This window comes from Terrabacter sp. Root181 (genome assembly GCF_001428505.1).
In the GTDB taxonomy this organism is placed as follows: Bacteria; Actinomycetota; Actinomycetes; order Actinomycetales; family Dermatophilaceae; genus Terrabacter.
Genome location: NZ_LMHU01000006.1, coordinates 449,716 through 466,966, shown reverse-complemented (window position 1 = coordinate 466,966; position 17,251 = coordinate 449,716). Strand labels below are relative to the sequence as shown.

The 17,251-nt window shown below is 71.5% G+C and carries 16 protein-coding genes; 15 read left to right on the top strand and 1 reads right to left on the bottom strand.

Annotation, left to right across the window (positions count from 1 at the left end):
• The first annotated feature begins 101 nt into the window (after nucleotides 1-101).
• The 15 genes from ASD90_RS13995 to ASD90_RS13925 all read left to right on the top strand — a co-directional run bounded on the left by ASD90_RS13995 (nucleotide 102) and on the right by ASD90_RS13925 (nucleotide 14,935).
• Nucleotides 102-1,088 (top strand): ABC transporter permease, encoded by a 987-nt coding sequence (locus ASD90_RS13995; protein ID WP_056757522.1) that lies wholly within the window; start codon nucleotides 102-104, stop codon nucleotides 1,086-1,088.
• Nucleotides 1,085-2,155, top strand: a complete 1,071-nt coding sequence (locus ASD90_RS13990) for an ABC transporter ATP-binding protein (protein ID WP_056757518.1) — start codon at nucleotides 1,085-1,087, stop codon at nucleotides 2,153-2,155. The genes ASD90_RS13995 and ASD90_RS13990 overlap by 4 nt, the downstream gene beginning before the upstream one ends.
• Complete coding sequence (locus ASD90_RS13985; protein WP_056757515.1) at nucleotides 2,152-3,204, top strand: ABC transporter ATP-binding protein; 1,053 nt, start codon at nucleotides 2,152-2,154, stop codon at nucleotides 3,202-3,204. Before ASD90_RS13990 ends, ASD90_RS13985 begins: the two co-directional genes overlap by 4 nt.
• A gap of 340 nt (nucleotides 3,205-3,544) precedes the next feature.
• Nucleotides 3,545-6,217 carry an alanine--tRNA ligase gene (gene alaS / locus ASD90_RS13980; protein WP_056757511.1) on the top strand — a complete coding sequence of 891 codons (2,673 nt, stop codon included), beginning with the start codon at nucleotides 3,545-3,547 and terminating at the stop codon, nucleotides 6,215-6,217.
• Nucleotide 6,218: 1 nt separating this feature from the next.
• Nucleotides 6,219-6,725: a Holliday junction resolvase RuvX gene (gene ruvX, locus ASD90_RS13975; RefSeq protein ID WP_056757508.1), complete on the top strand. Its 507-nt coding sequence runs from the start codon at nucleotides 6,219-6,221 to the stop codon at nucleotides 6,723-6,725.
• Nucleotides 6,722-7,945 carry an endolytic transglycosylase MltG gene (gene mltG / locus ASD90_RS13970; protein ID WP_056757505.1) on the top strand — a complete coding sequence of 408 codons (1,224 nt, stop codon included), beginning with the start codon at nucleotides 6,722-6,724 and terminating at the stop codon, nucleotides 7,943-7,945. Before ruvX ends, mltG begins: the two co-directional genes overlap by 4 nt.
• Nucleotides 7,939-8,802 carry a shikimate dehydrogenase gene (locus ASD90_RS13965; RefSeq protein WP_056757502.1) on the top strand — a complete coding sequence of 288 codons (864 nt, stop codon included), beginning with the start codon at nucleotides 7,939-7,941 and terminating at the stop codon, nucleotides 8,800-8,802. Before mltG ends, ASD90_RS13965 begins: the two co-directional genes overlap by 7 nt.
• Before the next feature lie 8 nt (nucleotides 8,803-8,810).
• Entirely contained in the window at nucleotides 8,811-9,512 is a 702-nt protein-coding gene (locus tag ASD90_RS13960; protein ID WP_235506644.1) for an A24 family peptidase, read from the top strand.
• Between the two features lie 106 nt (nucleotides 9,513-9,618).
• Nucleotides 9,619-10,839: a chorismate synthase gene (gene aroC, locus ASD90_RS13955; protein ID WP_056757496.1), complete on the top strand. Its 1,221-nt coding sequence runs from the start codon at nucleotides 9,619-9,621 to the stop codon at nucleotides 10,837-10,839.
• The gene (locus tag ASD90_RS13950) at nucleotides 10,833-11,363 is read left to right on the top strand and encodes a shikimate kinase (protein ID WP_056757494.1); all 531 of its coding nucleotides are present in this window, start codon (nucleotides 10,833-10,835) and stop codon (nucleotides 11,361-11,363) included. Before aroC ends, ASD90_RS13950 begins: the two co-directional genes overlap by 7 nt.
• The gene (gene aroB / locus ASD90_RS13945; RefSeq protein WP_056757491.1) at nucleotides 11,360-12,487 is read left to right on the top strand and encodes a 3-dehydroquinate synthase; all 1,128 of its coding nucleotides are present in this window, start codon (nucleotides 11,360-11,362) and stop codon (nucleotides 12,485-12,487) included. The genes ASD90_RS13950 and aroB overlap by 4 nt, the downstream gene beginning before the upstream one ends.
• Nucleotides 12,488-12,497: 10 nt before the next feature.
• The gene (gene aroQ / locus ASD90_RS13940) at nucleotides 12,498-12,935 is read left to right on the top strand and encodes a type II 3-dehydroquinate dehydratase (protein ID WP_056757488.1); all 438 of its coding nucleotides are present in this window, start codon (nucleotides 12,498-12,500) and stop codon (nucleotides 12,933-12,935) included.
• A gap of 218 nt (nucleotides 12,936-13,153) precedes the next feature.
• Entirely contained in the window at nucleotides 13,154-13,543 is a 390-nt protein-coding gene (locus ASD90_RS13935; RefSeq protein WP_157623179.1) for a hypothetical protein, read from the top strand.
• Nucleotides 13,544-13,689: 146 nt separating this feature from the next.
• Complete coding sequence (locus ASD90_RS13930; RefSeq protein ID WP_082588723.1) at nucleotides 13,690-14,616, top strand: intradiol ring-cleavage dioxygenase; 927 nt, start codon at nucleotides 13,690-13,692, stop codon at nucleotides 14,614-14,616.
• Nucleotides 14,617-14,641: 25 nt separating this feature from the next.
• Nucleotides 14,642-14,935 carry a hypothetical protein gene (locus ASD90_RS13925; protein WP_056757483.1) on the top strand — a complete coding sequence of 98 codons (294 nt, stop codon included), beginning with the start codon at nucleotides 14,642-14,644 and terminating at the stop codon, nucleotides 14,933-14,935.
• Between the two features lie 7 nt (nucleotides 14,936-14,942).
• Here ASD90_RS13925 and ASD90_RS13920 read toward each other — a convergent pair whose 3' ends face one another.
• Nucleotides 14,943-16,991, bottom strand: coding sequence for an AAA family ATPase (locus ASD90_RS13920; protein ID WP_056757480.1), 2,049 nt, complete (start codon nucleotides 16,989-16,991; stop codon nucleotides 14,943-14,945).
• Between the last annotated feature and the right edge of the window lie 260 nt (nucleotides 16,992-17,251).

The window sequence follows — 17,251 nt, the reverse complement described above, 5'->3', positions numbered from 1 at the left end:
AGCGCCCCGCAAGGGGAGCAAGATCTGAACTGAAGCCGTGGTGGGGGTCCGGGTTTCCCGGGCCCCCACCACCGGCGCCCACCTCGTTTGGAAGGCAAAACGTGCTCACGTACATCCTCAGGCGGTCGGCTCTCGCCCTGAGCGTCATCATGGCCACCCTGGTCTCGGCGTTCCTGCTGTTCTTCGCGGGCCCGTCCGACCCGGCCCAGGCCATGTGCCCCGAGACCAAGTGCAACCCCGCACGGCTCGAGGCCATCACCAAGAGCATCGGGCTGGACAAGCCCCTCATCGAGCAGTTCCTCACCTACTTCAAGGGTCTCTTCGTCGGTCGCGACTTCGTCTACGCGGGCGACACCGTGCACTGCGGCGCCCCGTGCCTGGGCTTCTCGTTCGTGACGCGTCGTTCCGTCAACGAGGAGCTCTTCACCCGCTTCCCGAACACCGTCGTGCTGGCCCTGATGGCCGCAGTCGTGTTCGTGACGGTCGGCGTGACGTTCGGCATCCTCGCGGCAGTGCGCCGCGGTTCCGCGTCCGACCGCGGGCTCGTCGGCGGCTCGCAGGTGCTCGGCTCGATCCCGTACTACGTCCTCGCGCTGCTCGTCGCGCTCTACCCGGTCATCCTGTGGAACATCCTTCCGCAGTACTCCTCGATATCCGCGGGAGTCGGGCCCTACTTCATGGGCATGCTCGCCCCCGCGTTGATCCTCGGACTCGTCACCTCCGCGTCGTATGTGCGCTACACCCGCAACTCGATGATCGAGACGCTGTCGATGGACTACATCCGCACCGCCCGGTCGAAGGGCATCAACGAGCGCACCGTGCTGTTCAAGCACGGCTTTCGGGCCGCGATGAGCCCGATCGCCACGATCCTGGGCCTCGACATCGCGGCCCTGCTGACCGGCACTCTCATCACGGAACAGATCTTCGGCGTCGACGGCATCGGCCGCCGCGGCCTGGCCGCGCTCCGGTCCTTCGACCTGCCGGTCATCATGGGGACGGTGCTCATCGGAGCCGTCGTCGTCGTGGTCATGAACCTCCTCGTCGACATCGCGTACTCCTTCATCGACCCGAGAGTGAGGCTCTCGTGACCACGACCGTCAACACCATCTCGACCCAGACCGCAGAGGCCCGCAACGCCGGCGACGTCGTCCTCGACGTCAACGACCTCTCGGTGGCCTTCCCGACGGAGGAGGGCGTGGTCAAGGCCGTCTCCAACCTCACCTACCAGGCTCGCCTCGGGCGGACGCTCGCCATCGTCGGCGAGTCCGGGTCCGGCAAGTCCGTGAGCAGCATGGCGGTGCTCGGACTGCACAACCCCAAGCGCACCCAGATCACGGGCAGCATCAAGCTCGACGGCATCGAGCTCGTCGGCGCGCCGAGCTCGACCTTCCAGAAGATCCGCAGCACCAAGGCCGCCATGGTCTTCCAGGACCCGCAGAGCTCGCTGCACCCGTTCCACAAGGTGGGCAAGCAGATCGCCGAGGCCTACCAGGCGCACAACAAGGTGAGCAAGCAGGTCGCCCTCAAGCGTGCGGTCGAGATGCTCGACCTCGTGGGCATCCCCAACCCGCAGCGTCGCGCCAACTCCTACCCGCACGAGTTCTCGGGCGGCATGCGCCAGCGCGCCATGATCGCCCTAGGCCTGGTCAACAACCCCAAGCTGCTCATCGCCGACGAGCCGACGACCGCGCTCGACGTCACCGTGCAGGCCCAGATCCTCGACCTCGTCAACGACCTCCAGAAGGAGTTCGGCTCGGCGGTCATCCTCATCACCCACGACCTCGCGGTCGTGGCCGAGACGGCCGACGACATCCTCGTGATGTACGCCGGCCGTGGCGTCGAGAAGGGCAGCGCCAAGGAGGTGCTGGCCCAGCCGTCGCACCCGTACACCTACGGCCTGCTCCAGTCGCTGCCCTCGCACTCGGAGGACCTCGAGGAGCTCAAGGCGATCAAGGGCACGCCGCCCAGCCTGCTCAACCTGCCGTCGGGCTGCTCCTTCCACCCGCGCTGCGAGTTCAAGACGCAGGTCGAGGGGGATGCCTGCTGGACCGTGCTGCCGGAGTGGCGGCCGACGCCGGGCCTGTCCAACCGTGAGATCCGCTGCCACCTGGCCGACCCCGTGGCCACGCTGCAGAACGACGAGGGAGTCCGATGAGCGACAAGACGCTGCTCAGGGTCACCGACCTCCAGCGCTACTTCCCGTTCCGCGAGGTCCAGGGCCTGCGCATGGTCAAGGCGACGGTCAAGGCCGTCGACGGCATCAGCTTCACGGTCAACGAGGGCCAGACCCTCGGACTCGTGGGCGAGTCCGGCTGCGGCAAGTCGACGACGTCGCGGCTCGTGACGCGGCTCGACGAGCCCACCGGCGGCACCGTCGAGTTCGAGGGGCGTGACATCACGCACCTCAAGGAGCACGAGCTGCGCGACATCCGCCGCAACGTGCAGATGATCTTCCAGGACCCGTACTCCTCGCTGAACCCGAGGCAGACGGTCGGGGCGATCCTCAGCACGCCGCTGCGCGTGCACGGCCTGCACAAGGGCAAGGAGAAGGCCCGCGTGCAGGAGCTGCTCCAGCTCGTCGGCCTCAACCCGGAGCACATCAACCGCTACCCCTCGGAGTTCTCCGGAGGCCAGCGCCAGCGCATCGGCATCGCCCGCGCCCTCGCGGTCGAGCCGAAGCTGATCATCGCCGACGAGCCGGTCTCGGCTCTCGACGTGTCGATCCAGGCGCAGGTGATGAACCTGCTCGCCAAGCTGCGCAACGAGCTCGACCTCGCGTTCATCTTCGTCGCCCACGACCTCGGCGTCGTGCGCCACTTCTGCGACCAGGTCGCGGTGATGTACCTCGGCAAGATCGTCGAGTACGGCGACAAGAAGAAGATCTACGAGGCCCCCGAGCACCCGTACACCCAGGCCCTGCTCTCGGCGGCGCCCGACATCAACGTCGCCCGCGGCATCGCCCCCAAGGAGCGCATCCGCCTGGTCGGCGACGTGCCGAGCCCGATCGACCCGCCGAGCGGCTGCCGTTTCCGCACGCGCTGCTGGAAGGCGCAGGACATCTGCGCCCAGCAGGAGCCGCCGCTCGTCTCGGCCACGGCCGACCTGGCGACGCGCACCTTCCGCGAGGGCGGCGTGCACCTGCAGGCCTGCCACTTCCCGGAGGTCAAGACCGACCTCGTCGCCGAGGTCGAGCACTCGGCCTGAGTGCCGGGGGCGAGGACGCACGACGTATGCCGCTGGGCCGGTTCCCGCACGGGGGAGCCGGCCCAGCGGCATACCCGGTCAACGGCGGTGGGACGAGTCTCACGCGGTCCGTTAGGGTTGAACCACCTCGGCGTGAGCGTGCGCCGACGACCGAAGGACGATGAACGTGGCCCACCAGGGACCGAGGCACGCCCGGTGCGGTGGCCTGCAGCCGGCGAGGCGAGCCCCCCGGGGGTCAGCCGCGCGCCAGTGAGGCGCCGGGCTGACCCCGCCCCGCCTGCCCGTCACCACCTGCGACGGGCCTCCCGCAGACCACACGTGTCGACCCCAAGGACTCATCATGGAAACCGCTGAGATCAGGCGTCGCTGGCTCTCGTACTTCGGCAGCCGCGGCCACACCGTCGTGCCGAGCGCCCCGCTCGTGCACGAGGACCCGAACCTGCTGTTCGTCAACGCCGGCATGGTCCCGTTCAAGCCGTACTTCCTCGGTCAGGAGACCCCGCAGTTCTCGCGCGCGACGAGCGTGCAGAAGTGCGTGCGCACCCTCGACATCGAGGAGGTCGGCAAGACGACCCGCCACGGCACGTTCTTCCAGATGAACGGCAACTTCAGCTTCGGCGACTACTTCAAGGAAGGCGCCATCGAGCTCGCGTGGGAGCTCATCACGCGCAGCCAGGCCGAGGGTGGCCTGGGCTTCGAGGAGAAGGACCTCTACGCGTCCGTCTACCACGAGGACGCCGAGGCGATCTCGCTATGGAAGAAGATCGCGGGCCTGTCCGACGACCGCATCGTGCGCCTCGGGCGCAAGGACAACTACTGGAACATGGGCGTGGCCGGTCCCGGCGGTCCCTGCTCGGAGATCCTGCTCGACCGAGGCCGCGAGTTCGGCGCCGACGGCGACTGGGAGGCGGGCGACCGCTACCTCGAGTTCTGGAACCTCGTCTTCATGCAGTACGAGCTCGAGAACGTCCGGTCGAAGGAGGACTTCGACATCGCGGGCGAGCTGCCCAAGCGCAACATCGACACCGGCATGGGCCTCGAGCGCGTCGCCTTCCTGCTCCAGGGCGTCGACAACATCTACGAGACCGACGAGGTCTTCCCCGTCATCGCGGCGGCGGAGGACCTGACCGGTCGCCGCTACGGCTCGGACCACGAGGACGACGTGCGCTTCCGCGTCGTCGCCGACCACGTGCGCAGCTCGCTCATGCTCATCGGAGACGGCGTCACCCCGGGCAACGAGGGCCGCGGCTACGTGCTGCGCCGCCTCCTGCGGCGCGCGGTCCGCTCGATGCGTCTGCTCGGCGTCGACGCACCGACGCTCGAGCAGCTGCTCCCGGTCAGCATGGAGCGGATGAAGACCTCCTACCCGGAGCTCGAGACCGACTTCCACCGGATCAGCCAGGTCGCGTACGCCGAGGAGGACGCCTTCCGACGCACGCTGAGCTCGGGCACGACGATCCTCGACACGGCGGTGGCGCGGGCCAAGTCCTCGGGTGCCACGACCCTCGGCGGCGCCGAGGCGTTCGCGCTGCACGACACGTACGGCTTCCCGATCGACCTGACGCTCGAGATGGCCGCGGAGCAGGGTCTGCAGGTCGACGAGCCCGGCTTCCGCCGGCTCATGGGCGAGCAGCGGGACCGCGCGAAGGCCGACGCCAGGGCCAAGAAGTCGGCGCACGGAGACACGAGCGTCTACCGGCAGCTGTCCGACACCCTCGGCCGCGACGTCGAGTTCACCGGCTACGACCAGACGCAGACCGACACGCGTATCCGGGGCCTGATCCGCGACGGCGTCGTCGTCGACCGCATCGGTCCCGGTGACGAGGTCGAGATCGTGCTCGACCGCACGCCGCTCTACGCGGAGTCCGGTGGCCAGCAGGCCGACCACGGCCACATCCGCCTCGCGAGCGGGGCCCTCATCGAGGTCACCGACGTCCAGCGCCCCATCACCGGTCTCGTCGTGCACCGCGCGACGGTGCTCGAGGGCGAGGCGGGCGTCGGCGAGGACGCCGAGGCCGAGGTCGACGTCGTGCGCCGCCGGTCGATCTCCCGCGCACACACCGCGACCCACATGGTCCACCAGGCGCTGCGCGACGAGCTCGGCGACACGGCCACGCAGGCGGGTTCCGAGAACTCCCCGGGCCGGCTGCGCTTCGACTTCAAGTCGCTCCAGGCCGTCCCCGCCGCGGCCATGGGCGAGATCGAGGCGCGGATCAACGCCGTGCTGCTCGACGACCTGCCCGTCACGGCGGACGTCATGGCCATCGACGCCGCGAAGAAGCTCGGCGCCATGGCGCTCTTCGGCGAGAAGTACGGCGAGCGGGTCCGCGTCGTGTCGATCGGCGAGTGGTCCCGTGAGCTGTGCGTCGGCACGCACACGCCACGCGTCGGCCAGATCGGGGTCGTCAAGCTGCTCGGCGAGAGCTCGATCGGGTCGGGCGTGAGGCGCGTCGAGGCGCTCGTGGGTGCCGACGCGTACTCCCACCTCGCCCGCGAGGCGACGATCGTCAGCCAGCTGACCGACACGCTCGGAGTGCGGCGCGACGAGCTGCCCGACCGCATCGCGACCATCCTCGGCCGGCTGCGCGACGCCGAGAAGGAGATCGCGGCGGTGCGTCAGAGCCAGGTGCTCGGGGCGGCGTCCGGGCTCGTCCAGTCGGCGCGCGACATCTCCGGCGTCACGTTCGTCAGCCACGACGCGGGCGACGGCGTCACCGGCGACGACCTGCGCAAGCTCGTCACCGACGTGCGCGGCCGCCTCGGCAACGACCGTCCCGTGCTCGTGTCGATGGCCTCCGTGGCCGCCGGCCGCCCGGTCGTCATCGTTGCGACGAACGAACGCGCCCGCGAGATCGGACTCAAGGCCGGCGCCTTCGTCAAGGTCGCCGCGCAGGCGCTCGGCGGCGGTGGCGGCGGCAAGGACGACCTCGCCCAGGGCGGCGGCACCGACGCGTCGCGCGTCTCGGTGGCCCTCGGCTCCGTCGAGGACCAGCTCCGCAACCGAGGCGACTGACTTGTCGGATCCCCGCGCCCGTCCAGGGGCCCGCGTCGGCGTCGACGTGGGCAATGCCCGCGTCGGCGTCGCGGCGTCGGACGCCTCCGGGGTGCTCGCCCATCCGGTGCGCACCCTGGCGCGGGATGCCGAGACCGACAGCGACGTCGACGCCATCGTGGCCCTGACGAAGGAGCTCGAGGCGATCGAGGTCGTCGTCGGGCTGCCGCGCCTGCTGTCGGGCCAGGAGGGCGAGGCGGCGCGCATCGCGCGCGACTATGCCGGTCGGCTCGCGGCCCGTCTGGGTACGGTGGAGGTGCGGATGGTCGATGAACGCTTGACCACCGTGGACGCGCACCGCAGACTACGCGACAGCGGCGTCCCGGGTCGGGGGCAACGGGCCGTCGTCGACCAGGCTGCTGCGGTGCTCATCCTGCAGTCGGCCCTCGACACCGAGGCGCTGTCGGGCAGGCCGCCCGGGGAGACCGTCACGCCGGGGGGCAAACGGAAGAAGGAACGTCGTCGATGAAGGACCATCTCGAGTCATCCATCTTCGGCGACCACGAAGAGACCCTCGAGCACGTCGAGGAGACGCACGCGGCGCCGCCGATGAGCCGACGCGAGCTGCGCGAGCAGGAGCTCGCGGCCCGCAAGCGCGGCAACCGCCGGGCCGGCAAGGGCGCGTCAGGTGGTGCGCCGAAGGGCAAGCCGTCGGTCTTCCGCCGCCTCGTCGTGATCGTGCTCGCGCTCGCCGTCATCGGCGGCGGCGTCGCCGTCGCCTACAAGGCCCTCAAGCCGGTCGTCGAGGGCTTCCTCGAGTCCAACGACTACCCGGGCCCGGGTACGGGCGAGATCCGGGTGACCGTCGACCAGGGTGCGGGCGGCAGCGCGATCGCCAAGACCCTGGCCGACCAGGACGTCGTCAAGTCGAGCAAGGCCTTCATCGAGGCCGCCAACAACGACCCGAAGAGCGCCGGCATCCAGCCGGGCGTCTACGAGATGAAGAAGCAGATGAAGGCGTCCGACGCCCTCGCGATCCTCGTCGACCCCAAGAACCGTATGATCACCCGCGTCACCATCCCCGAGGGTCTCTGGGCGAGCGAGATCTACGCCAAGCTGTCGAAGTCGTCGGGCATCCCGGTGGCGCAGTACGTCGCGGCCGCCAAGAAGGTCGACGAGCTCGGCCTGCCCCCGTCGGCCAAGGGCAACCTCGAGGGCTACCTCTTCCCGGCGAGCTACGAGTTCGGGCCCACGGCGACCGCGCTCGACCAGCTCAAGCAGATGGTCGCGGAGTCGACCAAGCGCCTCGACGCCCTCGGCATCACGCCCGACCGGATGGAGCGCGTCGTCACGGTGGCGAGCCTCGTCGAAGGCGAGGCCAAGAACCAGGCGGACCGGTCCAAGGTCGCCCGCGTCGTCGAGAACCGGCTCGCGGCCAAGATGTCGCTCGGGTTCGACTCGACGGTCAACTACATCTTCAAGAAGCGCGGTGTCCCCACGCAGGAGATGCTCGACAGCGACAACCCCTACAACACGCGACGCTTCACCGGTCTGCCGCCCGGCCCGATCTCCAACCCGGGAGAGAGCGCCCTCGAGGCCGCCGCCGGACCCGTGGCCGGGCCGTGGCTCTACTTCGTGACGGTCGACCTCGACACGGGGGAGACGAAGTTCGCCGCCACCTACGAGGAGCACCAGCGCAACGTGGCGCAGTTCCAGAAGTGGTGCACCGACAACAAGGGCAAGTGCTGAACGAGGGGCGCGACGTCGCCCGGCACTGCGCGGTGTGGGGCAGCCCGATCGGGCACTCGCTCTCGCCCGTGCTGCACCGGGCGGCGTATGCGGCGCTGGGCCTGCACGACTGGTCCTACGACCGCCGGGAGGTCGACGAGGCCGGCTTCGCCGCCGCCCTCGCCGGACTCGACGCGACGTGGGCCGGTCTGTCCCTGACGATGCCCCTCAAGGAGGTGGCGTTCCGGGCGGCCACCAGGGTGACGACGGTCGCCGCGGTGACGGGCGCGGCCAACACCCTCGTCCGCGACCCCGACGGGTCGCCGGGCTGGATCGCGCACAACACCGACGTCCACGGCATCACGATGGCGCTGCGCGTCGCCGGGTGCACCGACCCGTCGAGCGTGCTCGTCGTCGGTTCGGGTGCCACCGCGCGCGCCGCGATCGCTGCGGTGTCGGCGCCCGGCGGACGGGTCGTGTTCATGGTGCGCGACCGGGTCCGCTCCGAGACCCTCGCGCAGGCCCGGGAGGCCGGGCTGGCCGTCGAGGTCGTCCACCTGGGGGAGTGGGCCACGGCGGCTGACGTCGACGCCGTCGTCAGCACCGTGCCGCCAGCGTCGGTGCCGGGCCTGGGCTCCTTCCCCGAGGTGTGGGAGGGCACGCGACGTCCCGTGGTCCTCGACGTCGTCTACGGCTCGGGTGAGACCGCCCTGCAGCGCGCCGCGCGTGGCCGCGGCTGGGCCGTCGCCGCGGGCACGGACATGCTCCTGCACCAGGCCACCGAGCAGGTCCGTCTCATGACCGGTCGCCCGGCTCCGCTCGCCGAGATGTCGCACGCCCTCCGACTCGCGTTGCGCGACCGGCGCGAGGACCCATGATCCCGCCGATGACGTGGGCGACGGCCCCGGGCACGCCGTGGTGGTTCGTCGTCGCGCTGGTCGTGGCCGGTGGGCTCGTCGGCGAGGTGCTGCGACGCCGGCTCGCGACCGGTGGCTACCGCCTCGACGACGAGGCCGGGCCCCCGCCGCGCGTCTCGCCGGTCGTCGTGCCGGTCGCGCTCGCCCTCCTGTGGGGGCTGCTCGCCTGGCGCTTCGGACCCCTGTCGGAGTGGGCGCTGACGCCAGCCTACCTCGGGTTCGCCTTCGTCGCCGTCGGCCTCGCGTGGATCGACGCGGACGTGCATCGCCTGCCGCGCGGACTGACGCGGCCGGCATACCCACTCCTCGTGGCGCAGCTCGCGCTCGCGTCCCTCGCCTCGGGGGACTGGGAGGCGTTGCGCCGGGCGGCGATCGCCGGCGCCGTGCTCTGGACGATCTACTTCGTGCTCGCGCTCGTGGCGGCGTTGCTCGGCAGCGGCTTCGGCTACGGCGACGTGACGCTCGCCGGGCTCGTGGGGCTCGCGACCGGCTACGTCAGCGTGTCGACGACGCTCGTGGCGTCGTATGCCGCCTTCATCCTCGCGGGGGTCTACGGGCTCGTGCGGCTCGTCCTGCGCCGCGGCACCCGCAAGGACGACATCGCGTTCGGTCCCTGGATGCTGCTCGGTCTGCTCATCTCCCTCGTCGTCCAGGTGAGCCCGCTCGTCTGAGCGCCTGCTCTCCCGACCGCCTGCCCTCCCGAGCGCAGCCCGCGAGCCCGGTCCCGCGGAGCGGGCGGGTCGGGGGCGGTGGCGGACCCCGTGGGAGGATCGGGGCATGTTGCGTTGGTTGACGGCCGGTGAGTCGCACGGTCCCGCACTCGTCGCCATGATGGAGGGGCTGCCCGCCGGCGTCGAGGTCGGGGCGAAGGACCTGCAGGCCGCCCTGTCCCGTCGTCGCCTCGGCTACGGCCGCGGTGCGCGGATGACGTTCGAGCAGGACGAGGTCGAGTTCCTCGGTGGCCTGCGCCACGGCCTGACGCTCGGCTCGCCCATCGCGGTGCGCATCGGCAACAGCGAGTGGCCGAAGTGGACCACCGTGATGAGCCCCGAGGCCGTCAGCGACGAGGCGTATGCCGCCTCCGACGACGTGAACGCCGAGAAGGAGGTCGCGCGCAACAAGCCGCTGACCCGCCCTCGTCCGGGGCACGCCGACCTCGTCGGCATGCAGAAGTACGGTCACGAGGACGCCCGCCCCGTGCTCGAGCGTGCCTCGGCCCGCGAGACCGCGGCCCGGGTCGCGCTCGGCGAGATCGCCGCCCGCTTCCTCGAGCAGTCCTACGGCATCCGCCTCGTGTCGCACACCGTCTCGATCGGGACGGCAGGTGTGGCCGCCGGCGCCGCCCTGCCGACCCCCGACGACGTCGAGCGCCTCGACGCCGACCCCGTGCGCGCCTTCGATCCTCAGGGGTCGGCTGCCATGGTCGCCGCGGTCGACGCGGCCAAGAAGGACGGCGACACCCTCGGCGGCGTCGTCGAGGTCCTCGCCTACGGCGTGCCCCCGGGTCTCGGCTCGCACGTGCACTGGGACCGCAAGCTCGACGGGCAGCTCGCGCAGGCCCTCATGAGCATCCAGGCGATCAAGGGCGTCGAGGTCGGCGACGGCTTCGAGACGGCCCGGCGTCGCGGCTCCGAGGCGCACGACGAGATGGAGCTCGTCGACGGCGTCATCACCCGCCGCACCGGCCGGGCCGGCGGCACCGAGGGCGGCATGTCGACCGGCCAGGTGCTCCGCGTCCGCGCGGCGATGAAGCCGATCAGCACCGTGCCGCGGGCGCTGTCCACGGTCGACGTCGCCACGGGGGAGGCCGCGACGGCCATCCACCAGCGTTCGGACGTCTGCGCCGTGCCTGCCGCGGGCGTGGTCGCCGAGGCGATGGTCGCGCTGGTCCTCGCCGCGTCGTGCCTCGAGAAGTTCGGGGGCGACTCGGTCACCGAGACGTCACGCAACCACACGGCATACCTCGACGGCATCCGGCAGGGGCTGCGCACATGGTGAACGAGCCCGTGAGCCGCCCCGTGGCCGTCGTCGTCGGGCCTCCCGGCGCCGGCAAGACCACCGTCGGGCAGGCGCTGGCGTCGCGCCTGGGCGTCGCCTTCCACGACGTCGACGCTGCCATCGAGGCCGCGCAGGGCCGGTCGATCTCCGACATCTTCGTCGACGACGGCGAGTCCGTCTTCCGCGACCTCGAGCGCGCCGAGGTCGCCCGGGCGCTGGCGGAGGAGCCGGGCGTCGTCTCGCTCGGCGGGGGAGCGGTCATGGACCCGCTGACCGAGGCGGCCATCGCCGGGCACGCCGTCGTCTTCCTCGACGTCGCCATCGCCGACGCGAGCAAGCGGATCGGCTTCGACCGGTCGCGACCGCTCCTGTCGGTCAACCCCCGCGCGTCGTGGGTCGCGATGATGAACCAGCGGCGCCCGACCTACGAGCGCATCGCGACCGTCCGCGTGGACACCGCCGGCCGCACGCCCGACGAGGTCGTCGACGTCGTCGTCGCCGAGCTCCAGGCGGCCCGGGCGTGAGCGCTCCGGCCGAGCCGACGACGATCGCCGTCGGCGGCGACTACGACGTCGTCATCGGGTCCGGTGTGCTCGACCGCGTCGGTGACCTCCTCGGCCCCGACGTCGAACGCGTCCTCGTCGTCCACCCCCCGACGCTCCCCGGGCTCACGTCCCGGGTGACAGCAGCACTCGAGGGTCGGGGGTATGCCGTCCACGCCGCCGAGGTGCCCGACGCAGAGGCGGCCAAGACCGCCGAGGTCGCTGCGGCCCTCTGGGCGCAGCTCGGCCGCGCCGGCTTCACCCGCACCGATGCCGTCGTCGGGGTCGGCGGCGGCACGGTCACCGACCTCGCCGGCTTCGTCGCGGCGTCGTGGCTGCGCGGGGTGCGCGTCGTCCAGGTGCCGACGACGCTACTCGGCATGGTCGACGCTGCCCTCGGTGGCAAGACCGGGATCAACACCCCGGAGGGCAAGAACCTCGTCGGCGCCTTCCACCCGCCGGCCGGGGTGCTCTGCGACGTGGACGTCCTCGCGACCCTGCCCGTGGCCGACCTCGCCGCGGGTCTCGCCGAGGTCGTCAAGTGCGGCTTCATCGCCGACCCCGTCATCCTCGACCTCGTCGAGTCGGCCACCGCGGATGACGCCGACCGGGCCCGAAGTGCCGCCAACCCGCACCTGCGCGAGCTCATCGAGCGCGCCGTCCGGGTCAAGGCCAACGTCGTCGCCGCCGACCTGCGCGAGAGCTCGCTCCGCGAGATCCTCAACTACGGCCACACCTTCGGCCACGCCATCGAGCAGGTCGAGCACTACTCGTGGCGGCACGGCGAGGCGGTGGGGGTCGGCATGGTCTACGTCGCCGAGCTCGCCCGCCTCACCGGTCACCTGAGCGGTCCCGAGGGCGACGCGCTCGTGGCCAGGCACCGCTCGGTCCTCACCTCGCTCGGCCTGCCGACGACGTATGCCGCGGGCCGGTGGGACGAGCTGCTGACCGCGATGCGACGCGACAAGAAGTCCCGCGGTTCGACGCTGCGGTTCGTCGTGCTCGACGGTCTGGCCGAGCCCACCCGTCTGGCCGGGCCTGACGACGCGCTGCTCCAAGCGGCATACGGCCTCGTGTCGCGCCGCGCCGACGCGGCCGCTCAGTAGACTCGCGGGCATGACGGCACCCACGGTCTTCGTCCTGTCGGGCCCCAACCTGGGCCGTCTCGGCACCCGAGAGCCGGAGGTCTACGGCTCGGACACGCTCGACGACGTGCACGCCGCGGTGCAGCGCGAGGCGCGCGACCTGGGCCTCGTCGCCGACTGTCGCCAGACCAACCACGAGGGCGAGCTCATCGACTGGCTGCACGAGGCCGTCGACGTGGGGGCTGACGTCGTGCTCAACCCGGGCGCCTTCACGCACTACTCGTATGCCGTCCGCGACGCCTGCGCCATCGTGACCACGAGCGGACGCAGCCTCGTCGAGGTGCACCTGAGCAACCCGGCTGCCCGCGAGGAGTTCCGGCACACCAGCGTCGTCGCGGGGGTCGCGACCGGCACGGTCTCGGGCTTCGGCCTGCAGTCCTACCTGTTGGCCCTGCGCGCCCTGGTCTGACGGCAGCGGGCCCGTCACGATGTGATGACGGAGCCCGACGCTGCCCATCCGGCTCACCTCCGCGCGCCGTACGTTGCTGTCGTGACCCACGCAGAGCGGCTCGCAGTCGGCGGCGCGGTGCTCGTCGCGCGGCCGCTCTGTCGGGGTGCGTGCAGCCGGTCCGGCATCCAGCCTCGGCCCCGGAACCGACGACCGTGGCGGTGCCCGGCTGCCCGCCGGTGTTGGTCACGCCGGTGCGGCGGGCGATCGTCGACTTCACGGACCTCGTGGTGCACGACGGCGTCACGTACAGCTCGCGACCTGATCGGCCGCAGGCACTCGCACCGGCCCAGCTCGGACCGGAGGTGTTCCGGGTCTCCTGCACGTACTCGAGCCTGAACGAGCTCACGCAGTCGGAGCTGCCGGAGGTGACCGAGCACTCGGCCGGCTTCATCCCGGCCCGGTCACCGGTGTACGAGCTGAAGGGCTGGCCGAGAGCATGCCGTCTCGCGGCCCAGCACGACGGCAGCTGGTTCGTCTACCTCGCCACGGTCGACACGGGCGACGCCTCGAGGGTCAAGGAGTGCGCGCTCGACCTCGTTCGCTCGACGGAAGCCGCTCGCTCCTGACACCACGGACCGGGAGGAGGCGTCCGATCCAGCCCCGAGCCGCAGTCTCACAGCGATTGCACAGACCGAGCAACGGGTCGCCACGGATGAGACTCTCAGAGTCTTCTCAGGAGGGACTACCGGGTCCCGCGACGAAAGGTCGGCCCATGGCACCGCGCACTCCCTCGGCCCCTGAGCACGAGTGGCTCGACGAGCACGGCAACGAGATCGAGGACCACGACCGGGGACTTGTCTACGACCTCCAGACCCTCGTCGACCGGCGCCGGGCGCTGACCCTCTTCGGCGGTCTCGGTGTCGCGGGAGCGCTCGCAGCGTGCAGCTCCGGCACCGCGTCGGTCACGACGAGCAGCGCGACGAGTAGCTCGTCGAGCGCCACGTCCTCGGCCACCGCGACGAGCGCCGCCACCTCGACGGCGGCGGCCACCTCCGCTGCCACGACCGATGCCGATCTCGTCGAGGCGCCGGACGAGACGGCCGGGCCCTATCCGGGCGACGGGTCCAACGGCCAGAACGCCCTCGACGACTCCGGCATCGTGCGCCAGGACATCCGCAGCAGCTTCGGCTCCTCCACCACGACGGCCCAGGGTGTGCCCCTGACCATCAAGCTGACGGTGAAGGATCTCGCGACGAGCTCTGCGCTCGTCGGCGCGGCCGTCTACGTCTGGCACTGCGACCGCGACGGCAGCTACTCGATGTACAGCCAGGGCGCGGCCGACGAGAACTACCTGCGCGGCGTGCAGGCCACCGACGAGTCGGGCACGGCAACCTTCACGTCGATCTTTCCCGCCTGCTACTCGGGACGTTGGCCGCACATCCACTTCGAGGTCTACTCGAAGGTGAGCGATGCGACGTCGAGCGGCCCGATCGTCAAGACCTCGCAGATCGCCCTGCCCCAGACCACCTGCGAGACGGTCTACGCCATGAGCGGCTACGGGCAGAGCGTCGGCAACCTCTCGCAGGTCAGTCTCCAGCGCGACAACGTCTTCGGTGACGACGGTGGCATCCACCAGCTCGCGACGATGTCGGGCAGCGCCACGTCTGGTTACACGGCGGCGTTGACGATCGGCGTCTGACAGCGCGACGTGGGAGCCTGCTCCCATGAGTGAGGACGAGGACCTCGTCGTCAGCGCGATGGCGATCAACGTGACGATCCCTGAGGCGCTGCGCTGGAACGACAGTCGCCGGGGACAGGAGTTCCGGCTCGACACCCTCAACGTCCGGATGCTCCCGGACGGCCATCTCGCGGCCAAGGCGTACGGCCGACCCGTCGAGGGCGGTCGCGGGGCCTACGTGTCGTTCACGGTGCCGGACCGGCCCGAGCTCGCAGCACTCATCTCGGCCGCCGGCGACCGGGCCGCGGACAGATGGGCGGGCCACCAGGGGCTTCAGTGAGCGGGCGTCAGGCTGCGCCGAGAGCCTCGGGCAACGGCTCGGTGTGCACGATCGTCAGCTCGGAGACGGCGCGGGTCAGCACGACGTACAGGCGTCGCAGGCCGGTGCGCTCGTCGGGCTCGGCTGCCGCGATCGCCGCCGGCTCGACCACGACGGTGCGGTCGAACTCGAGACCCTTGGCGACGCTCGCCGGCACGACCTCGACCTGGTGGTCCTCGTCGTCGCCGTGGTCGCGGTCGAGCCGTCCGTGCGGCACGCCGGCGGCAGCGAGCGCGGCCGAGACCCGCTCGACGTCGGCGTCCGGCGCGATGACGCCGACCGACCCCGCGGCGCTCGAGGCCCGCGCAACGGCCCGCACGACCTCGGCGTCGAGGCCGCCCGGAGGCGCGGGCACGATGTCCAGCCGCCCCGGGTTGTCGCGCACCGATACCGGTGCGCCGAGACCCGGCGCCATGACGGGCAGGAGCCGGGCGGCGTACTCGATCACGACGGCCGGGACCCGGAAGCCGCGGTCGAGCACGACGAGGTCGTGGTCGTCCTTGCCGAGGTGACGCATCGCGTCGTCCCAGGATGACGTCGCCCACGGGGTCGTGCCCTGGGCGATGTCGCCGAGCACCGTGACCGACCCCGTCGAGCACCGCCGTCCGACCGCGCGCAGCTGCATGGGCGACAGGTCCTGCGCCTCGTCGAGCACGACGTGGCCGAGGCTGGGCACCCGTCGCAGCAGGTCGTCGAGCTCGTCGAGCAGGGCCATGTCGGCGCGCGACCAGCGGGCGGCACCCTTGGCGCGGGCCGGCTTGTCCCACAGGAGCATCGACTGCTCGTCGTCGGTGAGGTCGTCACCGGCGGCAGCTCGCAGTGCGTCGGCGTCGGACCACAGCCGGTGCAGCACGCCCTGCGGGTCGAGGGCGGGCCACACGGACGAGACGTACGTCTTGACCGCAGCCGACTTCGCGACCGCGTCCTGCACCCGGTCGTCGGGCGCGTCGCCCGCCCGCTCCATCTCCAGGAGCACGTGGTGGGCGAGGCGCTGGGGGAGCAGGTCGCGCGCGGCGGAGTAGCGCACGCCGCGGGCGGCGAGCTCGTCGACGATGTCGGCGACCTCGTAGGCCGGGACGCGCCACTTGCGCACGCCGCGCGGCACCACGACCGCCTCGGTGGGACGGACGAGGCTCGACCACACGGCGCGGCGCAGCACCGACGCGAGGCGGGCGTCGCCCTTGAGGGTCGCCACCTCGGCCGGCTCGTCCGTGCGCACCCGGCCGTGCTCGAGCAGCGACTGGATGGTCGCGTGCCCGACGCGCACCTCGCCGAGCGAGGGCAGCACCGCTCCGATGTGGTCGAGGAAGGCGCGGTTGGGGCCGACGACGAGCACGCCCGAGCGGTCGAGGCGCTCGCGGAAGGAGTAGAGCAGCCAGGCGGCGCGGTGCAGCCCGACGGCGGTCTTCCCGGTGCCGGGCGCCCCCTGCACGCAGACGCTCACGGCGACGTCGCTCCGGACGATCTCGTCCTGCTCCGGCTGGATCGTCGAGACGATGTCCCGCATCGGGCCCGTGCGCGGGCGCTCGATCTCGGCGGCGAGGAGCGAGCCGGCCGTCGACCCTGACTGCTCCGGCTCGCGCAGGTGCTCGTCCTCGAGAGCCGTCAGGTGTCCACGGTCGACGCCGAAGCGGCGCCGCAGCACGACGTCCATCGGCTCGACCGACGAGGCACGGTAGAAGGCCGTCGAGATCGGGGCCCGCCAGTCGACGACGACCGGGTCGCCCGCCTCGTCCGACACGTGCCGTCGGCCGATGTGGAACTGCTCGGCGGGTCCGCCGGGCGGGTCGACGTCGATGCGGCCGAAGAAGAGGGTCGTGCGCGGGTCGTCCTGGAGCGAGGCGATGCGCCGCGCCAGCACCCAGCCGAGGACCTCTCCCGAGACCGCGTCGCTCGCCTTCGACGCGTCGAGGGACTCGGCGAGCCGACGCATCCGAGCGAGCTGCTCGCGCGCGTCGTCGAGATAGGCCTGCTCCCGGGCGAGTTCGGCGTCGAGTCCGTGGTCGGGCGAGGGCACGCGAGGACCTTTCGTCAGCGGAACACACCGAGGAGGTGGCAACCCGCCGGGATCGGACGCCGGTGGGTCGTGACCTGCTCGGTGTGTTGCGGGGCGGGGGAACGGGTCAGCGTACACCGGCGGGGCCCCTGGGACGCGTGCGCGATTCCGCGATCCGGTGGGCGCACGGCTAGACTCGTGCGGCAACTCCCCAAGTCAAAGAACGTCCGGGGCTCCGGCGTGCCCAGAGGCACCCGACCGGGCCGGCCGGCATACGAAAG

Coding starts and splice junctions, on each gene's coding strand:
- mltG (WP_056757505.1), top strand. CDS start 6,722: ATGAAGGACCATCTCGAGTCATCCATCTTCGGCGACCACGAAGAGACC.
- alaS (WP_056757511.1), top strand. CDS start 3,545: ATGGAAACCGCTGAGATCAGGCGTCGCTGGCTCTCGTACTTCGGCAGC.
- aroC (WP_056757496.1), top strand. CDS start 9,619: ATGTTGCGTTGGTTGACGGCCGGTGAGTCGCACGGTCCCGCACTCGTC.
- ASD90_RS13925 (WP_056757483.1), top strand. CDS start 14,642: ATGAGTGAGGACGAGGACCTCGTCGTCAGCGCGATGGCGATCAACGTG.
- ASD90_RS13930 (WP_082588723.1), top strand. CDS start 13,690: ATGGCACCGCGCACTCCCTCGGCCCCTGAGCACGAGTGGCTCGACGAG.
- ASD90_RS13960 (WP_235506644.1), top strand. CDS start 8,811: ATGACGTGGGCGACGGCCCCGGGCACGCCGTGGTGGTTCGTCGTCGCG.
- ASD90_RS13950 (WP_056757494.1), top strand. CDS start 10,833: ATGGTGAACGAGCCCGTGAGCCGCCCCGTGGCCGTCGTCGTCGGGCCT.
- ASD90_RS13985 (WP_056757515.1), top strand. CDS start 2,152: ATGAGCGACAAGACGCTGCTCAGGGTCACCGACCTCCAGCGCTACTTC.
- aroQ (WP_056757488.1), top strand. CDS start 12,498: ATGACGGCACCCACGGTCTTCGTCCTGTCGGGCCCCAACCTGGGCCGT.